Origin of the sequence: Stutzerimonas stutzeri (genome assembly GCF_000935215.1) — a bacterium.
Lineage (GTDB): Bacteria > Pseudomonadota > Gammaproteobacteria > Pseudomonadales > Pseudomonadaceae > Stutzerimonas.
The window spans coordinates 1-19242 of the sequence record NZ_JXXD01000315.1; the positions used below are offsets into that span (position 1 = coordinate 1).

At 60.7% G+C, this 19242-nt stretch carries 24 protein-coding genes and 2 tRNA genes; 7 read left to right on the forward strand and 19 right to left on the reverse strand.

The window, feature by feature from the left end; all coding sequences use genetic code 11:
• The 5 genes from LO50_RS22330 to LO50_RS22350 all read right to left on the reverse strand — a co-directional run.
• Positions 1-1093 (reverse strand): tyrosine-type recombinase/integrase (locus LO50_RS22330; protein WP_044316410.1); only part of this gene is annotated, 1093 nt, incomplete at its 3' end.
• A 229-nt stretch (positions 1094-1322) separates the two neighbouring features.
• Positions 1323-1523 (reverse strand): YgaP family membrane protein, encoded by a 201-nt coding sequence (locus LO50_RS22335; protein WP_003299529.1) that lies wholly within the window; start codon positions 1521-1523, stop codon positions 1323-1325.
• A 13-nt stretch (positions 1524-1536) separates the two neighbouring features.
• Positions 1537-1956: a YeeE/YedE family protein gene (locus LO50_RS22340; protein ID WP_014820815.1), complete on the reverse strand. Its 420-nt coding sequence runs from the start codon at positions 1954-1956 to the stop codon at positions 1537-1539.
• Between the two features lie 2 nt (positions 1957-1958).
• Positions 1959-2393 (reverse strand): YeeE/YedE family protein, encoded by a 435-nt coding sequence (locus LO50_RS22345; RefSeq protein WP_042926953.1) that lies wholly within the window; start codon positions 2391-2393, stop codon positions 1959-1961.
• Positions 2390-2707, reverse strand: coding sequence for an ArsR/SmtB family transcription factor (locus LO50_RS22350; RefSeq protein WP_003299535.1), 318 nt, complete (start codon positions 2705-2707; stop codon positions 2390-2392). Before LO50_RS22350 ends, LO50_RS22345 begins: the two co-directional genes overlap by 4 nt.
• A 183-nt stretch (positions 2708-2890) precedes the next feature.
• Here LO50_RS22350 and LO50_RS22355 point away from each other — a divergent pair, with 183 nt between their 5' ends.
• The gene (locus tag LO50_RS22355; protein ID WP_023445002.1) at positions 2891-3181 is read left to right on the forward strand and encodes a metal-sensing transcriptional repressor; all 291 of its coding nucleotides are present in this window, start codon (positions 2891-2893) and stop codon (positions 3179-3181) included.
• A 223-nt stretch (positions 3182-3404) separates the two neighbouring features.
• On the opposite strand, the gene LO50_RS22360 is transcribed toward LO50_RS22355, so the two are convergent.
• Positions 3405-3480, reverse strand: a tRNA-Gly gene (locus tag LO50_RS22360).
• A gap of 17 nt (positions 3481-3497) precedes the next feature.
• Positions 3498-3573, reverse strand: a tRNA-Glu gene (locus LO50_RS22365).
• A 229-nt stretch (positions 3574-3802) separates the two neighbouring features.
• On the opposite strand from LO50_RS22365, the gene LO50_RS22370 reads away from it, so the two are divergent.
• Together LO50_RS22370 and LO50_RS22375 are read left to right on the forward strand one after the other, a co-directional pair.
• Positions 3803-4558, forward strand: a complete 756-nt coding sequence (locus LO50_RS22370; protein ID WP_044316411.1) for a hypothetical protein — start codon at positions 3803-3805, stop codon at positions 4556-4558.
• 36 nt (positions 4559-4594) lie between these two features.
• The gene (locus tag LO50_RS22375) at positions 4595-5272 is read left to right on the forward strand and encodes a glutathione S-transferase family protein (protein ID WP_044316412.1); all 678 of its coding nucleotides are present in this window, start codon (positions 4595-4597) and stop codon (positions 5270-5272) included.
• A gap of 67 nt (positions 5273-5339) precedes the next feature.
• Here LO50_RS22375 and LO50_RS22380 read toward each other — a convergent pair whose 3' ends face one another.
• The 3 genes from LO50_RS22380 to msrB all read right to left on the reverse strand — a co-directional run bounded on the left by LO50_RS22380 (position 5340) and on the right by msrB (position 7226).
• A complete protein-coding gene (locus LO50_RS22380; protein WP_044316413.1) occupies positions 5340-6230 on the reverse strand; it encodes an ATP-binding protein in 891 nt (296 codons plus the stop codon).
• A gap of 88 nt (positions 6231-6318) precedes the next feature.
• The gene (locus LO50_RS22385; protein ID WP_044316414.1) at positions 6319-6801 is read right to left on the reverse strand and encodes a glutathione peroxidase; all 483 of its coding nucleotides are present in this window, start codon (positions 6799-6801) and stop codon (positions 6319-6321) included.
• Positions 6802-6827: 26 nt separating this feature from the next.
• Entirely contained in the window at positions 6828-7226 is a 399-nt protein-coding gene (msrB, locus tag LO50_RS22390; RefSeq protein ID WP_003299543.1) for a peptide-methionine (R)-S-oxide reductase MsrB, read from the reverse strand.
• A 190-nt stretch (positions 7227-7416) separates the two neighbouring features.
• On the opposite strand from msrB, the gene LO50_RS22395 reads away from it, so the two are divergent.
• The 4 genes from LO50_RS22395 (at position 7417) to LO50_RS22410 (ending at position 10789) form a co-directional block, all read left to right on the forward strand.
• Positions 7417-8628 (forward strand): pyridoxal phosphate-dependent aminotransferase, encoded by a 1212-nt coding sequence (locus tag LO50_RS22395; protein WP_041014431.1) that lies wholly within the window; start codon positions 7417-7419, stop codon positions 8626-8628.
• A 3-nt stretch (positions 8629-8631) separates the two neighbouring features.
• The gene (locus LO50_RS22400; protein WP_044316415.1) at positions 8632-9102 is read left to right on the forward strand and encodes a hypothetical protein; all 471 of its coding nucleotides are present in this window, start codon (positions 8632-8634) and stop codon (positions 9100-9102) included.
• Between the two features lie 88 nt (positions 9103-9190).
• On the forward strand, positions 9191-10063 hold the full coding sequence (htpX, locus tag LO50_RS22405; protein ID WP_003299548.1) for a protease HtpX: 873 nt from the start codon (positions 9191-9193) through the stop codon (positions 10061-10063).
• 81 nt (positions 10064-10144) lie between these two features.
• Positions 10145-10789: a DUF2959 domain-containing protein gene (locus LO50_RS22410; protein ID WP_041014433.1), complete on the forward strand. Its 645-nt coding sequence runs from the start codon at positions 10145-10147 to the stop codon at positions 10787-10789.
• Positions 10790-10814: 25 nt separating this feature from the next.
• On the opposite strand, the gene LO50_RS22415 is transcribed toward LO50_RS22410, so the two are convergent.
• From LO50_RS22415 to LO50_RS22455, 9 genes are all read right to left on the reverse strand, one after another.
• A complete protein-coding gene (locus tag LO50_RS22415) occupies positions 10815-11474 on the reverse strand; it encodes a thiopurine S-methyltransferase (RefSeq protein ID WP_044316416.1) in 660 nt (219 codons plus the stop codon).
• 54 nt (positions 11475-11528) lie between these two features.
• Positions 11529-12917 carry a sigma-54-dependent transcriptional regulator gene (locus tag LO50_RS22420; protein ID WP_044316417.1) on the reverse strand — a complete coding sequence of 463 codons (1389 nt, stop codon included), beginning with the start codon at positions 12915-12917 and terminating at the stop codon, positions 11529-11531.
• A gap of 5 nt (positions 12918-12922) precedes the next feature.
• On the reverse strand, positions 12923-14110 hold the full coding sequence (locus LO50_RS22425) for a sensor histidine kinase (RefSeq protein WP_044316418.1): 1188 nt from the start codon (positions 14108-14110) through the stop codon (positions 12923-12925).
• 168 nt (positions 14111-14278) lie between these two features.
• Positions 14279-15748: a sigma-54 dependent transcriptional regulator gene (locus LO50_RS22430; RefSeq protein WP_042926965.1), complete on the reverse strand. Its 1470-nt coding sequence runs from the start codon at positions 15746-15748 to the stop codon at positions 14279-14281.
• A gap of 373 nt (positions 15749-16121) precedes the next feature.
• Positions 16122-16418, reverse strand: a complete 297-nt coding sequence (gene fliT / locus LO50_RS22435) for a flagellar protein FliT (RefSeq protein WP_044316419.1) — start codon at positions 16416-16418, stop codon at positions 16122-16124.
• A gap of 150 nt (positions 16419-16568) precedes the next feature.
• Positions 16569-17009 (reverse strand): hypothetical protein, encoded by a 441-nt coding sequence (locus tag LO50_RS25510; protein ID WP_041207339.1) that lies wholly within the window; start codon positions 17007-17009, stop codon positions 16569-16571.
• Between the two features lie 17 nt (positions 17010-17026).
• Positions 17027-18247 (reverse strand): c-type cytochrome biogenesis protein CcmI, encoded by a 1221-nt coding sequence (gene ccmI / locus LO50_RS22445; protein ID WP_044316420.1) that lies wholly within the window; start codon positions 18245-18247, stop codon positions 17027-17029.
• Positions 18244-18714 (reverse strand): cytochrome c-type biogenesis protein, encoded by a 471-nt coding sequence (locus tag LO50_RS22450; RefSeq protein WP_042926970.1) that lies wholly within the window; start codon positions 18712-18714, stop codon positions 18244-18246. The genes ccmI and LO50_RS22450 overlap by 4 nt, the downstream gene beginning before the upstream one ends.
• Positions 18711-19241: a DsbE family thiol:disulfide interchange protein gene (locus LO50_RS22455; RefSeq protein ID WP_014820832.1), complete on the reverse strand. Its 531-nt coding sequence runs from the start codon at positions 19239-19241 to the stop codon at positions 18711-18713. The genes LO50_RS22450 and LO50_RS22455 overlap by 4 nt, the downstream gene beginning before the upstream one ends.
• Position 19242 lies beyond the last annotated feature (1 nt).

Below are 19242 nucleotides of genomic sequence, written 5' to 3' on the forward strand. Positions count from 1 at the left end.
GCATGAACATCGCCACGGTCTTGTGGCCCGTCAGCTTCATGCCCACCTTGGTCGGTACGCCCGAATTGGCAATGTCGGTCGTTGCGCGGTGGCGGATGCCGTGCGTGCCGACGTGCGGCACACCAGCGGCCTTAAGCACGCGCTTCCAGCCGCCATAGTGTTCGCCGTGGGTCATGTGTTTGGCCGGGTCGTTGGGGGACGGCAGGACATAGGGGCAGCCTTCCAGGCGCGGCACCGTCGAAAGCAGCCGATAGGCTTCCTCGCTCATGGGCTTGGAGATACCGCCGGTCTTGCTGTCGGGCCAGACGACGCGGCGCTTCTCCAGATCAACCCAGTCCCATTCGAGCGGGCAGATTTCGGAACGGCGGGCGGCAAACTCGAATTGCAACCGGATCGCCAACGGAATGACGTAGTTCTCCAGTCCTTCCGCCTCCAGATGCTCAAGGTGGCGGAAGATGCGCACCAGTTCATCATCCACGATGAGGCGGGTTTCCTTGCCCGGCGGGTACATCGGGACGTGGCGGCACGGGTTCATGCCGTCAGGACGCAGTCCCCACACCTCGGCCATGTTGAACATCTTGCGCAGCACGCCGAAAGTGCGGTTGGCCTCGGCCGGCTTGTGGGCCAGTTTCTTCATCAGCGCAGCCACGTCGGGGCGCCTAACGTCCTGTACCTTCATACGCCCCATGATGGGGACGATGCAGCGGTCAATAACGCCCTGGTAGCCGCGCTGCGTGCTGGCCTTGTTGCGCTGCTTGGAGTAGTCCTCCATGAAGGTGGTGCAATACTCCTTCATGGTGGGCGCCTTGCGGGCGGCGTTCTTGGCTGCGCTCGGGTCGCCGCCCCGGCGCACCTCGGCCAGCCACTCCTGCGCCATGAAGCGGGCCTGTTCGACGGTCAGCTCGCCAAACTGGCCCAAGGCAGGCTTGCGGCGCTCGCCAGCGTTCGTGCGGTACTGAAGCATGAACACCCGGCGGCCTGCTGGGGTAATCTTGCATAGGAAGCCAGGCACCACGGTATCCCGCAGTTCGACGGCCTGCGCCTGGGGTTGCGCCGATTCCACGGCGGTCTTGGTGAGCTTGATTCTTGCCATGATGACTCCTCGGAAACCTCGGTTTCCAAGAGCCACATGGGAGCCACGCGACCGGAAGCCGGGTCAAGTTTCGGAAAGCACCGGCATATGATGGACGCACCTAAGTCCTTGATAAACCTGCTGTAGCGGGCTTGGGCGTAGTCCAGCGAAATGCCGAGCTGGAGTCATCGTGAAACAAAAAAAGGCCGACATCGATGTCGGCCTTTTTGCTGTGGAGCTTCGCAGACTCTCAGGACTTGGAATCGCACGCCTTGCAAGTCTTGATACCGAGCAGCGTATAGGCTGGGCAGAAACGGAAGATGCCAGTCGCCAGCGGCAACAGACCGATCCAGCCCCAGGCACCGATCACGCCGCCCAGGCTCAGACCGATAAGCACCAAGCCGACAACGATGCGCAGTGCCCGATCAATGGTTCCAACGTTGACTTTCATAAAGACCTCCCGGTCAGCAAGCGCGCCGGCGTTCCAGCGCGGAGAACAACAGCATTCCGCCAAGCATGGCGAGAACGAAAAGCACGACCTGCCAGTGCCCGCCGAGCAGCATGGCGATGGCCGGGCCCGGACAGATGCCAGCGATTCCCCAGCCCACACCGAACAGCAGACTGCCACCGATCAGCCTGCCATCCAGCTCGCGCTTGGTTGGCAGCTGCATCGGCGCATCGAGCAAAGAGCGCTCGTGTTTCCTCGCCCAGGTGAAAGGCACCAGCGCCGTAGCGATGGCACCGACCATCACCAGCGCCAACGAGGGATCCCAGGCGCCCGCCAGATCAAGGAAACCGATGACCTTGGCCGGGTTGGCCATTCCGGAAAGCAGCAGCCCCAGCCCGAATAGCAGACCAGCAGCAAATGAAGTCAACTTGCGCATGCTCAGCCTCCCAACAGATGACGTAGTACATAGACCGTGGCGAAGCCGGCGACCATGAATGCCACGGTCGCCACGATGGAGCGCGGTGACAGTCGCGAGATCCCGCAGACCCCATGCCCACTGGTGCAACCGGAGCCGTAGCGAGTACCGACGCCGACCAACATCCCGGCCACCAGCAAACCGATCCAGCCGGACTGAAACTCCATCGCTGGCAGGGTGGCAAACAGCATCCACAGGAGCGGCGCGAGCAGGATGCCGAGCAGAAACAACAGTTTTTCGCTTCGCCCCTCGCCCCCCGTTTCCAACAGGCTGGCAAGCAGCCCGCTGATCCCGGCGATTCGGCCATTGAGCAGGACGAACAAGCTGGCCGCGGCACCGATGAGGACACCACCAGCCAACGCCGCCCAAGGTGTGAAGTTGATCCAGTCGATGGTCATTGCTTGCCCCCTTCACAGAACAGCTGATAAAGCGTCGTGATCACCGCCAATGCTTCAGCGCTGCTGATCCGGTAGTAGACCTGCTTACCTTCGCGGCGCGTTGCAACAAGCCCCTCCCGGCGCAATACGGCGAGCTGCTGCGACAGCGTCGGCTGCTGAATGCCCAGCAGCTGTTCCAGCTCGGAAACGTTGCGCTCGCCCAGCGACAGCTGGCAAAGCAGCAAAAGGCGGTCAGGGTTGGCCAAAGCCTTCAGCAAAGCCCCCGCGGACGCCGCATTGGCGCGCAGTTGCTCGATATCCAGATCGGCAGTCATAGGTCAGCGATCAAACATTTAAGATGATGACAATATATTTTTTTATATATTGTTTGGCAAGCCCTGACCGAAAGAAGTTGGCCGCCAGCGGCGGCATCGCTAGCATGCCCCTACCCGTATATGAGCCGCGACCCTAATCGGAATCTTCGCAGGCTCTCCATCCAGTCATGTCGAGGTAGCCGCATGAATGACCAGACCCTCCCCGTGAAATCCGCAGAGATGCAGGCCCAGCAGCAGGCCATGCTGAAACGTTTAGCGAGAGTCGAGGGGCAGGTGCGCGGCATCCAGGCAATGATCAAGCGAGGCGAAGATTGCGAAGCCATCGCTCAACAGTTTTCCGCTGCTCGTAGCGCGCTGGACAAAGCCTACCGGCTGATGCTGACCTGCCTGATCGAAGAGGCGCTGCACGACCAGACGCAAGATACAGGCGAGACCCTGGAACGGGTGCGCAGCATCTTCACCAAATACACCTGAGGGGACGCCCACCACCTTGAGCCTCCTCCGGCAGCCCGCCGCGCGATGCAGTAGGCTGGCCTGAGGTAGCGGACGGCGCCAGCGCATGGCAAGCCACGCAGGCGCTGGGCATAAAGATCAGCAAGAGCTGAGATCTGAAAGGGATCGACTGAAACGAAAAAAGCGACCCTGAGGTCGCTTTTTTCTTTCTTCGATCACCTTGAAAAGGTCGCCGAAGAGAATTTGGAGCGGGAAACGAGACTCGAACTCGCGACCCCGACCTTGGCAAGGTCGTGCTCTACCAACTGAGCTATTCCCGCGTTGTCTACAACAAATATGGCGTCCCCTAGGGGACTCGAACCCCTGTTACCGCCGTGAAAGGGCGGTGTCCTAGGCCACTAGACGAAGGGGACGTTGCCCGGAAACCACAAGCTTCATTCCGGCTTGCAGCGCTCTGTTTGGTGCTTCACGCTGCAAGTGGCGCGCATTCTATGGAGGCCCTCGGGAGTCGTCAAGCATAGTTTTAAAAAAAATTTGAAGGCCATATCCGGGCAGCACGCAGAGCTATCGGCCACATCATCAAGCCACTACACTCAAGCGAAAAACCAGCGGCTCGAGAGGTGCAGTCAAGTGTCTCCATTAATGATCACTGCGTTGATCCTGGTCGGTGTGTTCCTGCTGGTCGGCATCGTCTACACCATTCAGATCGTCGAAAAAGGCAATCTGGAAAAGGCCCGTAAACGGGCTGACCTCACTGACCGCTGCCGCCGCTGCGCGGAGCTGTCCGACGGACTCCCGGGACAGATGATGACACCCGCGCTGAAGCTATTGCTGACCCGCCTCGAACTTGCGCTGAGCGAACGCCTGCGGCCGGTGGACAAGGGCAATGACAAACTGAGCGCGCGAATGCAGGCGCTGCAGGCCGAGCTGGCCAAGGGCGAAGCGATCGAGATGCGCAATGCTCCGCGGCAGATCGTGACGGAAGCACAGGCCAAGGAAAGCCGCTTCATGCTCGAGGACCTCCACGCCCAGATCGTTCGCGCCACCAAGGACGGCCTGATCGATCAGGCCGAAGCCAAACGCTGGGTGCAGGACATCCAACGCATGCTGGCTATCCTGCACATCGAATTCTTCACCGGCTTGGGCAAACTTGCGCTGCAACAGAACCAGCCGCAACGCGCACGCCTGGCCTTCGAACGAGGCATTCAGCATATTCGCCGCCAGCCTGCACCGGCGCCTTATCAGAGCCAGCTCAAACAGCTGGAAGCCCTCCTCGCACATGCCGACGCTTTGGTGTTGAAGAACGAGGTGCCCAAGACAGACGAGCCCAACGAGCTCGCCGAAGGCATGAAGGCGTTCGATGACGAAGATCTCTGGAAGAAAAACAACGTCTATTGATCGCTCATCAGCCCTGATCTGCTACGGAGAAATCCCATGACCTTGACCGTGTATGGCGTTCCCCTCTCCCCGTTCGTGCGCAAGGTGCGCCTGTGCCTCAGGCAAAAGGGGCTCGAGTATCAGCTAGAGACGGTCATGCCCTTCACGCCTCCGCAATGGTACCTGGCCATCAATCCGTTGGGACGCATCCCGGCGCTCAAGGACGGCGACTGCACACTCGCCGACTCCAGCGTGATCTGCCAGTACCTCGAGGAGGCCTATCCCGATACGCCGGCCCTTTACGCTGGTAACGCGCAGGAACGCGGGCGGGTCCGCTGGCTGGAAAAGTACGCGGACTACGAGCTGGCGCCACTGACCACCTTTACTGTTTTCCGCAACCGAATTCTCAAGCCGACCGCCGGTCAAGCCTGCAATGAAGAGGCAGTGCAGGCCGCGCTGCAGCAGAAATTGCCTCCGCACTTCGATTACCTAGAGCAGCAACTCGGTCAGCAGGAATTCTTTGCCGGCAACCAACTGTCGATGGCAGACATCGCAGTCGCCTGCCAACTGATCAACATGGCGCACGGTGGCGAACAGCTCGACGCGCAGCGCTGGCCCGACCTCGCAGCACATCATGCACGCATGCTGGCATTGCCATCGGTCGCGGGCATCCTGCCGGACGAGCAGCGCATGAACGCCAAGCTCAAGGAAATGGGCAAGGCCGCTACCGCCTGAGTTCCGATCACGCCCACGGTGAGGTCACGCAGCAGGCCGCCTTGACGCGTTATCTCAGCAGATACGTTCAGCCTCGCGCTTCGAGCAGACGCTTTCCCACCCACTGCCGAGCGTACTGGTAGGCGCAGCGACCGTTGCGGTTGCCGCGCCCGGTTGCCCAACGAATCGCATCCTTCTCCAGGGCTTCGCTCCACTCCCAATCGAGGCTGGCCCGCCGCGCCAACGAATCGATCCAGTGGCGTACCACACTGAGGTAGTGCTGCTGGGTAAAGGGGTAGAACGACAGCCACAAACCGAAGCGGTCGGACAACGCGATCTTGTCTTCCACCGCTTCGTTCGGGTGCAGTTCGCCGTCGACCATCTGCCAGTTCTCGTTGTCACTCTGACGTTCCGGGACCAGGTGCCGGCGATTGGACGTGGCGTACAACAGCACGTTCTCCGGCGCACGCTCCAGCGATCCATCCAGCACACTCTTGAGCACGCGATAGTCGCCCTCTCCCGCCTCGAACGAGAGGTCGTCACAGAACAGGACGAATGCCTGTCGTAACCCGGCCAACAGTTCGACAACGCGTGGCAGGTCCGCCAGATGGTCACGCTCGATTTCGATCAGACGCAGCCCATCCGCGGCGTATTCGGCCAGCAACGCGCGAATCAACGACGACTTGCCGGTGCCACGGGCGCCCCACAACAGCACGTGGTTGGCCGGCAATCCATCGACGAACTGGCGCGTGTTGGCGGACAGCAGATCGCGCTGGCGATCAATGCCGATCAGATCAGCCAGACTCAGATCCAAGCTGACTTCCAGCGGTGCCAGAAAGCCGCTGCGAGCATCACGCTGCCAGCGCGCCGCAAAGGTACGATCCCAATCGATGACCGCTGGCTGGGCAGGTAGCAGCGGCTCGATACGCGCCAGCAGTCCCTCGGCACGCTGCAGGAAGGCTTTCAACTCGACATCCATGATGACTCCAGAGACGAAAAGGCCCGGCTGAACCGGACCCGACAACAGGCAATCAGGCAGGCGAAACGCAACCTCACTTAAGCAGCAGTCAAAGCAATGTCTCGATTTCCGTGGCCATTGCCTCCGGCGTGGTGCGAGAGGAAAAACGCCTCACCGCCCTACCCTGGTCAGAGATGAGAAACTTGGTGAAATTCCACTTGATCGCCTTGCTACCCAGCAGCCCAGGTGCGCGCTTTTTCAATTCAATGAAGAGCGGATGAGCATCCCCACCGTTCACCTCGACTTTGGCAAACAGGGGAAAGGAAACGCCGAAGCGGCGTTCGCAGAATGCTGCGATTTCCTGCTCGCCGTCTGGCTCCTGCTTGCCGAACTGGTTACAGGGAAATCCGAGCACGATCAATCCGCGCTCGCCGTAACGCTGCCACAACGCTTCCAACCCCTTGTATTGCGGGGTAAAACCACACTGGCTGGCCGTATTGACCACCAGCAGCACCTTGGCATCGAAATCCGCGAGCCTCTTCTGCTCGCCCTCGATGGTGACGCAGGGAATGTCCAGCAATGGGTCGTGCATGCGAGGCTCCTTGCAACCGACGATGCTCAGGCTTCGCGCGGTTTCAGGTTGAGAGAGGCGGAATTGATGCAGTAGCGCAACCCGGTCGGCTGCGGGCCATCGGGAAAAACATGACCGAGGTGTGCATCGCAGCGTGCGCACCTGACCTCGATCCGGTGCATACCGTGACTGAAATCATCCAGGCTGGCGATAGCGGTATCACTGACCGGCTGGAAATAGCTGGGCCAGCCACAGCCGGAATCGAACTTAGCATCCGCATCGAACAGTGGCGTGTCGCAGCAGGCGCAATGGTAGATGCCAGGTGTCTTCGTGTCGTTGTACTTACCCGTGAAGGGACGCTCGGTGGCGCCCAGCCGGCAGATCTGGAACTGCTCATCGGAGAGTTCCTCGCGCCAGACGTCGAGCGGTTTTTCCAGCTTGTCCATCGATACACTCCTCAGCTCAAAAAAGGCCGATCTGTACCTTTTCCGGTGGTCGGGGCGCACGTATCATGCGTCCCTCTTCGACGCCTAGTCTGGCAGCGGGGTTTCCGACTGCCAAGGCGCCCGGGTTCATGCCAAGCGCGGCCAGCCATTTCCGGAACTGGCGCGTTTTCACTTCGGGACACTCAGGATCATGCAGGTCAGCAAATCGAACAAGCTTGCCAATGTCTGTTACGACATCCGCGGGCCCGTGCTCAAGCACGCCAAACGCCTGGAAGAGGAAGGCCATCGCATCCTCAAGCTGAACATCGGCAACCCGGCGCCGTTCGGTTTCGAAGCACCGGAGGAAATCCTCCAAGACGTGATCCGCAACCTGCCCACGGCCCAGGGCTACAGCGACTCCAAAGGCCTGTTCAGCGCCCGCAAGGCGATCATGCAGTACTACCAGCAGAAGCAGGTTGAAGGCGTCGGCATCGAAGACATCTACCTCGGCAACGGTGTGTCCGAGCTGATCGTCATGTCCATGCAGGCATTGCTGAACAATGGCGATGAAGTGCTGATCCCTGCCCCGGATTACCCGCTGTGGACCGCTGCGGTGAGCCTGGCCGGCGGCAAGCCGGTGCACTACCTTTGCGACGAGCAGGCCAACTGGTGGCCGGACCTGGCCGATATCAAGGCCAAGATCACGTCTAACACCAAGGCGTTGGTGCTGATCAACCCGAACAACCCCACCGGCGCGGTCTACCCCAAGGAAGTGCTCGAAGGCATGGTCGAGCTGGCGCGCCAGCACAAGCTCGTTCTGTTCTCCGACGAAATCTACGACAAGATCCTCTACGACGACGCCGTACACATCTCCACCGCCTCGCTGGCGCCGGACGTGCTCTGCCTGACCTTCAACGGGCTGTCCAAATCCTACCGGGTTGCCGGCTTCCGTTCGGGCTGGGTGGCGATTTCCGGGCCTAAGCACAAGGCGCAGAGCTACATCGAAGGCTTGGATATCCTCGCCAACATGCGCCTGTGCGCCAACGTACCGTCGCAGCATGCGATTCAGACTGCACTGGGCGGCTACCAGAGCATCAATGACTTGGTATTACCGCCGGGCCGCCTGCTCGAGCAGCGTAACCGTACCTGGGAGTTGCTCAACGACATCCCGGGCATCAGCTGCGTCAAACCCATGGGCGCGCTGTATGCGTTCCCGCGCATTGACCCGAAGATCTGCCCGATCCACAACGACGAGAAGTTCGTGCTTGATCTGCTGCTTTCCGAGAAGCTGCTGATCGTTCAAGGCACTGCATTCAACTGGCCATGGCCGGATCATTTCCGCGTGGTCACCCTGCCCCGCGTCGACGATCTGGAGCAGGCCATTGGCCGCATCGGCAACTTCCTCAAGACCTACCACCAGTAAGCGATGGATTTGCAGATCGACGATTTCTACAAGGATGCGGCGGGCGGCCTGCTGATGCTCTATCAGGCCTTCCCATGCAAGGTCTCGCTGTATGTAGAAGATCTGATCGGCCGGGAAGAGCCGGATGAGTTCGGCCTTCCCTCCAAACGCCACCAGAGCTGCCTGGGTGCCCTGCTCTGGCTCGCCGAGGAGGGCTATCTGCGTTACGAGAGCACCATTCATTTCCAGGCGCTGGACCAGGCGGTGCTTACCGAAAAAGGCTTCGTGCGCCTGTCACGAGCGGTGCCTGGACAGATCGCCGACGACCTCAGCCTCCCTCCCAGCGTGCTGCGCATTCAGGCCAGCCTCGCCCATCAGCTTCGCGAGGCATTGAAGCGCGCGAACAGCGAGCGCATCGCTCAGCTAGCCCGATTGATGTTCGAAAGCCAGTCCGGCGCGCCACTGCATCCCAGCCTCCATGGGCAAGCGACATAGCTTGAAATAGTCGCCCGGTTGAATAGCTCAAGGGCGCACCTTATATAGCCTATCGTTCTTCAATTCCTACCCTGGAGTCTGCCGCAACATGATGCGCATTTTCTTGTTCCTGGCCACCAACCTTGCGGTACTGGTCATCGCCAGCATCACCCTGAAGCTGCTCGGGGTCGATCGCTATACCGGCCAGAACTACGGCAGCCTGCTGGTCTTCTGTGCGGTTTTCGGCTTCGCGGGCTCGCTCATTTCGCTGTTCATCTCCAAATGGATGGCGAAGATGAGTACGCGTACGGAGATCATCAGCCAGCCGCGCACCCGTCACGAGCAGTGGCTGCTGCAGACAGTCGAGCAACTGTCGCGCGACGCCGGCATCAAGATGCCCGAAGTCGGCATTTTCCCGGCCTACGAGGCCAACGCCTTTGCCACCGGCTGGAACCGCAACGACGCACTGGTGGCGGTCAGCCAGGGGCTGCTCGAGCGCTTCTCGCCGGATGAGGTGAAAGCGGTGCTTGCCCACGAGATCGGCCACGTGGCCAATGGCGACATGGTGACACTGGCGCTGATCCAGGGTGTGGTAAACACCTTCGTCATGTTTTTCGCACGTATCTTCGGCAACTTCGTCGACAAGGCGATCCTGAAAAACGAGGACGGCCACGGCATCGGCTACTTCGTCGCGACGATCTTTGCCGAACTGGTACTGGGTCTGCTCGCCAGCATTATCGTCATGTGGTTCTCGCGCAAACGCGAGTACCGTGCCGACGAGGCCGGTGCCCAACTGGCCGGCACCAGTGCCATGATTGGCGCCCTGCAGCGCCTGCGTGCCGAACAGGGCATGCCGGTTCACATGCCCGACACGCTCAAGGCATTCGGCATCAACGGTTCGCTGAAGCATGGCCTTGCCGGGCTGTTCATGACCCACCCGCCGCTGGAAGACCGCATCGAAGCCCTGCGCCAGCGCGGCTAATTGCACTGAACGCAACAGGGGCGACGCAAGTCGCCCTTTTCTTTTGTCTATGCAGACTCAACCCGCATACAAGGAATCGCCATGCGTCGTTTCATATTCGCCTGCTTCGCGCTGCTCGCGCTCGGCGGCTGTCAGAGTGCCTACTATTCAGCGATGGAGAAGGCCGGTATCCATAAGCGCGATATCCTGGTCGATCGTGTGGAGGAGTCGCGTGACGCGCAGCAGGAAGCCAAACAGCAGTTCAAGGATGCTTTGGAGCGCTATCGCAGCGTCGTCGAGGTCAAGGGTGGCGATCTGGAGAAGCGTTACGACGCACTCAACGAAGAGTACGAAGCCAGCGTAGCGAGTGCGCGTGACGTCCGCGCACGCATCGAAGCGGTCGAAGACGTGGCCGACGCGCTGTTCAGGGAATGGGAAAGCGAACTCAAACAATACAGCAACGCCAGCCTGAAAGCCGCCAGCGCCAAAGAACTCAACCGCACCCGCGCCGAATACCGAACGCTGATCCAGCGGATGAAAGCGGCGGAGAAACGCATCGACCCGGTGCTCAGCGTTCTGCGCGATCAGGTGCTGTTTCTCAAGCACAACCTCAATGCTCGCGCGATAAGCGCCTTGCACGGGGAATACCGCACGCTGCAGGGCAACGTCGACCAGCTGATGGCTGACATGCAGCGCGCCATCGACGAAGCCGACACGTTCATCCGCCGCTTACAGGCCGACGGCTGATCGCTGCAGCATTACAAGCGGCGGTTCAGACCCGCCGTTGCAGCCAATGGAAGTGCTCCTCGAGCCGCGTCAGGCCGCGCTCGCGCATCCGCGGATTACGCTCCAGCACTTCCTTGGCTTCCAGCAGTTCCACGCTCCACTCAGCGGCGTACAGGTCGCGCACCTCACTCGTACCCACCGCGAAGGGCGGGCCTTCCATCTCTGCCTGGTCATAATCCAGCGTAACCAGAAGCTGCTGACAGCCGGCCGGGAGGATGCTCGACATCAGTGCCGCGTACCGCTGACGCATCGCGTGCGGCAATGCGATCAAGGCGGCGCGATCATAGACCGCCTGGCACCCGAGGACATCGGCCGTACTGAGCGCGAAGAAGTCGCCGCAACGGATCTCCAGGGTATCGGAGCGATAGACCTTGAACGGCCCTCGCTGGGAAATTTCAGCTTCGAGCTGCTGCTCGGAAAAAAATGCGTCTACAGCCTTCTCACTCAGCTCCACCCCCACGACATTGAACCCTTGCCCGGCCAGCCAGGCCAGATCCAGACTCTTGCCGCACAACGGCACCAGCACCGTCGCACCATCAGGCAACGCCAGTCGCGGCCAGTGGCGACGCATGCCGGGATGAACATCGTCAAGGTGGAAACCAATCTCGTTGCGAGCCCAGCGCTCCTGCCAGAAGTCTTTGTGCACCTGGAAATCTCCATCATGAGGATGGCGGCAGCTTATCAGAGCGAGGTTGAGCGCTCAGCCCGCGTAGAGCGATGCCTCGACATCCATCCCGGCGTCGCGCATCTGCGCCAGCTTGTAACGCAGGGTGCGCGCACTGATGCCCAGGCGATCAGCCGTCTCCTTGCGCCGTCCACGTTCGGCACGCAGGGTATCGATGATCAACTGGAACTCGCGGCGGCGCAGATCATCCCCCAGTCCCGAACAGGCCCCCGCCTCCCCTGCAGCGCCCTCGCACGGTTGTGCCGCGCTGCTGGCGACAGGCAAGCTGGTGACACCGCCCACACCCGCCAGGCACAGATCCTGCGGCTGGATCACGCCGCTCTGCTGAAGAATCAACGCTCGCTGTATCGCGTTGTCCAGTTCGCGCACGTTGCCCGGCCACGCGTGCGCCACCAGGCAGCGCTGCGCCTCGGCCGAAAGCCGCGCAGGCGCCTGGCGCATCTTCCTGGCGTGGCTGACCAACAGGCGTTCGGCCAGCGGCAGAATATCGGCCGGGCGCTGCCTCAGCGGCGACCACGCCAGTGGGAAGACCGAAAGACGGTAATAGAGGTCCTCACGGAAGCGACCCGCCGCTACCTCGCCAGCGAGATCACGGTTGGTGGTGGCGAGCACACGAATATCCAGAGCGATAGGCTTCCGCCCACCGACCCGCTCGACCTCTCGCTCCTGCAGCACACGTAGCAGTTTCGCCTGCAACCCCAACGGCATCTCGGATATCTCGTCGAGCAGTAAAGTACCGCCGTCGGCCTGCTCGAACTTGCCAGGCTGACTGGCAATTGCGCCGGTGAAAGCGCCCTTCTCATGCCCGAACAGGGTTGCCTCGAGCATGTTGTCCGGAATGGCAGCGCAATTGATGGCGATAAATGGCTTGCCGTGCCTCGGTGACTGCTGGTGGATATAGCGCGCCAGCACCTCCTTGCCAGTGCCTGACTCACCGGAGATCAGTACAGTGGAGTCACTTTGCGCCACCCGCCGGGCAAGAGCCAGCAGCTGCTGGCTGGACGGCTCGAGCGCCACCGGCCCTTCTGCCTCGGTAGCGGCGATGCCGTTCACATGACGCCCCAAGAGCTCAAGCAATGTGCCTGGCTCGAACGGCTTGACCAGATAATCGACAGCGCCCTGGCGCATCGCATCCACCGCCCTCGTTACCGCGCCAAAGGCGGTCATCAGCAGCACGGGCACCTGCGGGTAGCGTTGCCGGACCAGCGAGAGCAGTTCGTGGCCGTCCATGCCGGGCATGTTCACGTCACTGATGACCAGGCCGAATGACTCTTCCTGCAGCGCACACAAGGCCGCTTCGGCGCAATCGACGGCACGGTAATCGTAGCCCCCAAGCTGCAGCGTGATGCCTAGGGCTTCGCGCAGGGCGTGATCGTCTTCGACGAGAAGTATCGTGGCGGCCATACAGGTCACTCCGGTTTGTGAGTGGCGGGAATCAGCGGCAGGCTCATCAGCGCACAGGTTCCGCGGCCTGGCCGCGAGCGCAACTGCAGGTCACCTTGATGGGCTCGGGCAACGGCCTTGGCCACTGCCAGACCCAGGCCGGTTCCCGTGGTCCGGGTGGTGAAAAACGGCTCGCCCAACCGGCCCAGTGTTTCGGCGTCGATGCCTTTACCGCAGTCGCTTATGCACACCCGCACCGTTTCGTCGCGGCGATACAGGTGGACCTTCAGACGCGGCGCCCCGACGCTGGCCTGTAACGCATTTTCGATGAGATTGAGCAATGCTCCGACCAACGTATCGCGATTGCACAACACCTCCACCCCCTGCACGTCACACTGCCAGCACACACTGGCGCCCTGCAGACGTGGCTCGCCGGCCGAACGCAGCGCCGACAACAGCGCAGCCGGACTCAGTCGGTCGTTCAGCGGCAGATCACCGCGGGCGAAGATCAGCATGTCACGGACCTGATGCTCCAGTTCGTGCAGACGAGCCTTGAGGCTACCGGCGAAGCGCTGCTGTTGCTGTTCGCTCAGGCCACCCTGCTCGAGGTGACTGGCATATAGCAACGCGGTGGACAGCGGAGTGCGAATCTGGTGGGCAAGCGAAGCCACCATGCGCCCTAGCGACGACAGCCGTTCATGGCGCGCCAGCTGATCCTGGAGTCGGCGGGTCTCGGTAAGGTCGGTGAGCAGCACCAGCTGACCAGGTTCCCCGGCAAGCGAGCGCGTAGCGATCGATAGGCGGCGACCATTGCGTAGCGATATCTCGTGCCCGTCGTCCCGCCGCGGCGCAAAACAGCGGCCAATCACCTCGCGCCAGGGGTGCCCCACGAGTGGCTCGCTCAACAGCTCAAGAGCAACCGGGTTCGCATCGCGCACCACACCCTGCCCATCGATCACGATGACGCCACCTGGCAGCAGGTCGAGAACGCTCTGCAATCGTTGCGCGAGACGCTCTTTCTCCTCCAGCTCCTGTCGTCGAAGCTCGCCGGCCTCGGCAAGTTGCCCCTTGAGCTCGGCGACGCGTACCTGCAATAGCTCCTCGGATTCACCAAGCTGTCCGGATACCTGACGAAAGAGCTCCAGCGATCGAGTCAGCGCCAGCACGTCTGGGGCATCGAATGAACTTTCGGATGGCTTGGTGACGGAATTCACGGGTCGCTTGCGCCTGTCAAAAGAAAGTCGGTTGACGGGGACCAGCAATCTTCGTGCCCGGCACTCAGCACGTCCCGGCGGCCGCCATCGGCACGACCATGCCAAACGAAAAAGCCACCTGATCCAGGTGGCTTTTTGAACGTCTTTTTAGAATCGCCTAGCAGCGTGCTAGTCGCCCATATCGTCGTCGCGACGATTCATGCCGTACTTGCGCATTTTCTCGACAAGCGTGGTTCGACGAATCCTCAACCGCTCGGCAGCCCGAGCCACCACGCCACCAGCATCTTCGAGAGCCTGATGAATAAGTCCCTGCTCAAGATTGCCGAGGTATTCCTTGAGATCCAGACCCTCGATCGGCAGCATCGCCTGAGCTTCTGGTACTACCATTGGCGCACTGATTGCCGCACGCTCCTCCATCTCATCATGCAGGCTGGTCGCGTACTGCTCATCATCGTCGTCGACGTGGCGAAACTTCTTCGGCAGCTCCATTACCCCGATAACGCCATAGGGGTGCATGATCGCCATGCGCTCTACCAGGTTGGCCAGCTCGCGGACATTACCCGGCCAGTCGTGCCGGCATAGCGACATGATTGCAGCCGAGTTGAAACGTATAGAGCCGCGCTTTTCATGCTCCATGCGCGAGATCAGCTCGTTCATCAGCAACGGAATATCCTCGACACGCTCCCGTAGCGGCGCCATCTCGATGGGGAAGACATTCAGACGATAGTAGAGGTCCTCGCGGAAGGTCCCCTCCTCGATCATTTTCTCAAGGTCCTTATGCGTCGCCGCGATGATGCGCACATCGGCATTCTGCGTACGGTTGCTGCCAACACGCTCGAAGGTGCGCTCCTGCAGAACCCGCAGCAGCTTGACCTGCATCGGCAACGGCATGTCGCCTATCTCATCGAGAAACAGTGTGCCGCCCTCGGCAAGCTCGAAACGACCCGCGCGAGCAGTAATCGCACCGGTAAAGGCGCCCTTCTCGTGACCAAACAGTTCGCTTTCCAGCAACTCCGCCGGAATCGCTCCGCAATTGACAGGTACAAAAGGCCCCTGACGCCGCTTCGAGTGATAGTGCAGATTTCGCGCAACCACTTCCTTGCCGGTGCCGGACTCACCAAGAATCAGCACACTGGCTTCGGTGTCGGCGACCTGTTCCATCATCTGCCGGACGTGCTGCACCGCTCGGCTGGTGCCGACCAGGCTGCGGAAAAGATTGGGCTCGCGCTGGCGACCACGGGACTTTGCCTGGTCGTACATCTCGCGATAGACCTGCGCACGGTGCAGGGAGTCGAGCAGCTTGTTATAGCTGGGTGGCATTTCCAGGCTGGTCAGCACTCGGCGTCGCAGATCGTCCGGCCAGTCCGCCGGAGCGGGCTCACCGATCAGCATCAGCGGGACATTTTCATCCCATTTGCCCATCTGCTTGATCAGTTCGACAGCGCCGCCCTTGGAGGACACGTCGCCCAGCATGACACCGTTGACAACACGGCTGGATTCGAGGCCGGCGACCGCCTCCTGCCATTCACTGCTTGAACAAGCCAGATGATCCTCGCTGAGAAAGTTCAGGATGACGGCCAGGTCGCGCCGGCGGTCGTGATCATCGTCTATCAACAAAATCTTGGTTTCACGCCACATCTTGTTTATAGGGCTCTAAAGAAGCTGAAAGAAAGCCTGCGCTCGCATCCATGGAAGAACGGCGATCACACTGATGGCAGATGGAACGTAGATTAATGAAAAAATGAACTGAGTCAAATTTATGGCGTGAATTAGCGACCAAAGAACGAGCCAAAAATCAGTACCTTGAGAGACGCCTCAAGATCGATTTGAAGACTTCGGTGCACGATGACCGCGAAGATAGGTATTTACCAGGCAATAAGCGCCAATTAGCCGCTCGCCAACAAAAGGGTAGCGGCATAATGCCACATACTTTGTAATGATAAATATTGAGGAAGAATTCAGCCCCAGTGATCCTGGGAAGAATTTGAAGCTGTCGGGCCTGAGGCCACGCTTAGGCGAATAGCTGGTAGACCTTGGTACCCTGTTGAGACTGATTCAGCTGACGCAGCTCGCTTGCGACCCGTGCCTGTTCAATCTGGCAGGTCATTACCAGCTCACCATACATATCAAGAAGCTCCTGCAACCGCTGACGAACCACGCCGCTGTCGCGCTCATGTGCCTGCATCGCCTCGTCGACGGCATTACGGCACTCGCGATCCAGCATACTGATTGCGGCCCAGTCCTGCTGCGTCAGCGCATCGCGTAGAGCGGAACCAGTTTCTTCGAGGCGCTTGACGGAAGCATTCATTATCGACTCCGGGGCATGAGCCCGATGGACGGCATAGGCCGAGCCAGCTGGGAACGTTGCAGTGCAACGGTGCTGAACCTTTATCGGCAATAGGCAAGCCGCCTTTAGGCTGAAGCGCAAAAAGTTAGCGCCTGCTGCCGAGGAGTAACATCAATAGCGGTCACGAAGACCCGGCGGAACACTGGGCGGCGCGACCGGCTCCCACGGGCCATCGGGGCGCCCAGCACAGTACCAGTCGCCATCCCACCGGTAATACAGGCGCTCCCGGTAAAAGAGATCACGCCCCTCCACGACATAGACCCCAAGACGATTGTCCCAGTGCGCAGCCACGTGCGGTGGTGGCGCATAACGCGGATGGCTCTTCTGGGTAGTTGGAGCCCTGGGTGCCGGTGGCGCCTTGATAGGAGGGGGTGAGATAACCGGCCCACTGGGCTCGGGCGCACGCGGCACCGGACTTGGAGCAGGCCCCTGAGGCGCGGAACCGTAGGGATTACCTGCGCAAGCGCCGAGCGCCAATGTCAATCCGAGCAGTACGACCCGCGGGCCGAACCGCGCAAGCCTAAGCGGGTGTGCTGACGAATTCGTGTGCATCTCTACCTCATGGGTGTTCAGGGAGCCTCGGCGCGGTCGATCACCAGATCAATGGCGTTATCGCTCGCAGTATCAAGCGCTTCGCTTTGACCCATCCACTCACCTTTTGTTGCGTCGCCGGAACGGGAGACCCGCGCCATTACCGTGACCTGCTCGACGCTGGAGATCTTCATCGAAGGCACCATCGCATCGGCATCGCCAAGCGTGACGGTTGCAGGCAGATCGGCAATCGTCAGGCGTTTTGCTGCCAGCGGAACGGGTGGCCCCGCTACCGCGCGAGCGAATACGAAAACCGTATCCTGCGGCGAAACCGATTCCGCCACCTTCGGGTCCAGCGCAACCTGAATCTGAAGCGTGGCCCCTGCGTTATCAGCCTTCTCGCTTGCCGCTGAGGCCTGTTCGGTGGTGGAGCTGCCCCCCTCGATCTGCTGCCGCGCCCGCTCGATGCCGCCACGGATCGCTTCGCGCGAAGGATCTTCTTCGGGAAGCGCCGCAACCAGTTGCTCCCAGAAGCGCACGGCATCCGGATAACGCGCTTCCTCGAATGCCGCGATGCCAAGCAGGCCGAGACTGGTCACCTCCTGCGGATCGCCCTGCAGCGCTTCGTCAGTAAGGGCTTGAAGCTTATCGGACCACTGACGGTCACCGGCGAAATAGAGCGCCTGCGCCAGCTGACCGAGCAGCTCGGGCTGACGGCCCGCAATTTCCACCACGCGCCCGAAAGCCTTGGCTGCGTCGGCTGGACGCTCCTGGTTCATATAAGTACGACCCAGGAAGTACCAGGCTTCGGCAGAATCCGGCTGCTCCTGTACGGCCTGCTCCAGATGAGCGGTCATTTCCTCGACTGTGCGAGGCTGCTCCGAAAACTGTCGAGCCATCTGAACTTTGTCGCTGGCGCCCCAATACATATAAAGCCCGTAGCCCATCAGGGGCACCAGAACCGCCGCAATCAGCGGAACGCTGCGACCAAGCTTGGCGATTCGCGGCTTGTCGCTATTCTCGGTGTCCTCCAACAGCTCGCGTGCAGCATCTGCTCGCCCAGCCTCCAACTGCTCGGCGGTCAAGGTTCCGGCAGAGTGCTGAGAGGTCAACTCGGCAAGGCGCTCTTCATACAAGGCAACGTTCAGCGCCGTACGATCTTCTTCGGCCTGGGCTCGACGGCCACGCAGGATGGGTAACAACAAAAAGGCCAATGCCACCAGCAGCAAGGCGCCGGCGGCTATCCAGAAATCGATCATGAGTCTTTTTTATCCAGAAGCTGGGCGAGACGTTCGCGCTCGGTCTCGGAAAGGGTTGATGCAGGTGCCTTTTCGACCCGGCGACGACGCACCAGAATCACGGTCAGCACGCCGAAGCCGAGGACCAGCAAACCAACCGGCCCATACCAGAGCAGCATGGTTTTCGCGTTTACCGGCGGCTTGTAACGAACGAAATCGCCGTAGCGATCGACGAGATAGTCGACGATCTGGTCATTGCTTTGGCCCTCTTCCAGCATGCGGAAGATTTCCTGGCGCAGGTCCATGGCGATCGGCGCGTTGGAATCGGCGATGTTCTGGTTCTGGCACTTCGGGCAGCGCAGCTCTTCGGTTAGGGTGCGGTAGCGCTCACGCTCGGCTTCGTCCCTGAATTCATAGGTATCGATTGCTGCCTGGGCGGTCGTGACCAGGAACAGACCAAGCAGCGCACCGCGGATCAGTCGTTTCATTCGTCCACCAGCTCCTGATAGAGCGCTGCCAGCTGTTCTCGCCAGACCCGATCGTCGATCACGCCGACGAACTTGTGGCGGATGATGCCCTGCTTGTCGATGAGGAAGGTTTCAGGAGCGCCATAGACTCCCAAATCCAGCCCAAGACTGCCGCGTTCGTCGCGGATGTTCAGCTGATAAGGATCGTGGAACTCGTTGAGCCACTTCAACGCCGCGGCGTTGTCGTCCTTGTAGTTGACTCCATGAATCACCACACCCTGAGCTGCAAGACGGTTCAGCACTGGGTGCTCGACCTTGCAGGCGACACACCAGGTCGCCCACACGTTGACCAGCGCCGGCTTGCCCTTGAGGTCCTCGGCGGTGATGACGCGCTGCTCGTCTTCCACCGACGGCAGCGAGAACGCCGGTAGTGGCTTGCCGATCAGCGCCGAAGGCAGCTCGGAAGGATCGAGGAACAGGCCGCGATAAAGGAACACTGCAACCACCAGGAAAATCACCAGCGGCAGCAACATCAGCAATCGTTTCACA

Excerpts from the sequence above, each read along its gene's own strand:
- LO50_RS22335 (WP_003299529.1), bottom strand. The coding sequence starts at position 1,523 with ATGAAAGTCAACGTTGGAACCATTGATCGGGCACTGCGCATCGTTGTC.
- LO50_RS22340 (WP_014820815.1), bottom strand. The coding sequence starts at position 1,956 with ATGCGCAAGTTGACTTCATTTGCTGCTGGTCTGCTATTCGGGCTGGGG.
- LO50_RS22345 (WP_042926953.1), bottom strand. The coding sequence starts at position 2,393 with ATGACCATCGACTGGATCAACTTCACACCTTGGGCGGCGTTGGCTGGT.
- LO50_RS22350 (WP_003299535.1), bottom strand. The coding sequence starts at position 2,707 with ATGACTGCCGATCTGGATATCGAGCAACTGCGCGCCAATGCGGCGTCC.
- LO50_RS22355 (WP_023445002.1), top strand. The coding sequence starts at position 2,891 with ATGAATGACCAGACCCTCCCCGTGAAATCCGCAGAGATGCAGGCCCAG.
- LO50_RS22370 (WP_044316411.1), top strand. The coding sequence starts at position 3,803 with ATGATCACTGCGTTGATCCTGGTCGGTGTGTTCCTGCTGGTCGGCATC.
- LO50_RS22375 (WP_044316412.1), top strand. The coding sequence starts at position 4,595 with ATGACCTTGACCGTGTATGGCGTTCCCCTCTCCCCGTTCGTGCGCAAG.
- LO50_RS22380 (WP_044316413.1), bottom strand. The coding sequence starts at position 6,230 with ATGGATGTCGAGTTGAAAGCCTTCCTGCAGCGTGCCGAGGGACTGCTG.
- LO50_RS22385 (WP_044316414.1), bottom strand. The coding sequence starts at position 6,801 with ATGCACGACCCATTGCTGGACATTCCCTGCGTCACCATCGAGGGCGAG.
- msrB (WP_003299543.1), bottom strand. The coding sequence starts at position 7,226 with ATGGACAAGCTGGAAAAACCGCTCGACGTCTGGCGCGAGGAACTCTCC.
- LO50_RS22395 (WP_041014431.1), top strand. The coding sequence starts at position 7,417 with ATGCAGGTCAGCAAATCGAACAAGCTTGCCAATGTCTGTTACGACATC.
- LO50_RS22400 (WP_044316415.1), top strand. The coding sequence starts at position 8,632 with ATGGATTTGCAGATCGACGATTTCTACAAGGATGCGGCGGGCGGCCTG.
- htpX (WP_003299548.1), top strand. The coding sequence starts at position 9,191 with ATGATGCGCATTTTCTTGTTCCTGGCCACCAACCTTGCGGTACTGGTC.
- LO50_RS22410 (WP_041014433.1), top strand. The coding sequence starts at position 10,145 with ATGCGTCGTTTCATATTCGCCTGCTTCGCGCTGCTCGCGCTCGGCGGC.
- LO50_RS22420 (WP_044316417.1), bottom strand. The coding sequence starts at position 12,917 with ATGGCCGCCACGATACTTCTCGTCGAAGACGATCACGCCCTGCGCGAA.
- LO50_RS22430 (WP_042926965.1), bottom strand. The coding sequence starts at position 15,748 with ATGTGGCGTGAAACCAAGATTTTGTTGATAGACGATGATCACGACCGC.
- fliT (WP_044316419.1), bottom strand. The coding sequence starts at position 16,418 with ATGAATGCTTCCGTCAAGCGCCTCGAAGAAACTGGTTCCGCTCTACGC.
- LO50_RS25510 (WP_041207339.1), bottom strand. The coding sequence starts at position 17,009 with ATGCACACGAATTCGTCAGCACACCCGCTTAGGCTTGCGCGGTTCGGC.
- ccmI (WP_044316420.1), bottom strand. The coding sequence starts at position 18,247 with ATGATCGATTTCTGGATAGCCGCCGGCGCCTTGCTGCTGGTGGCATTG.
- LO50_RS22450 (WP_042926970.1), bottom strand. The coding sequence starts at position 18,714 with ATGAAACGACTGATCCGCGGTGCGCTGCTTGGTCTGTTCCTGGTCACG.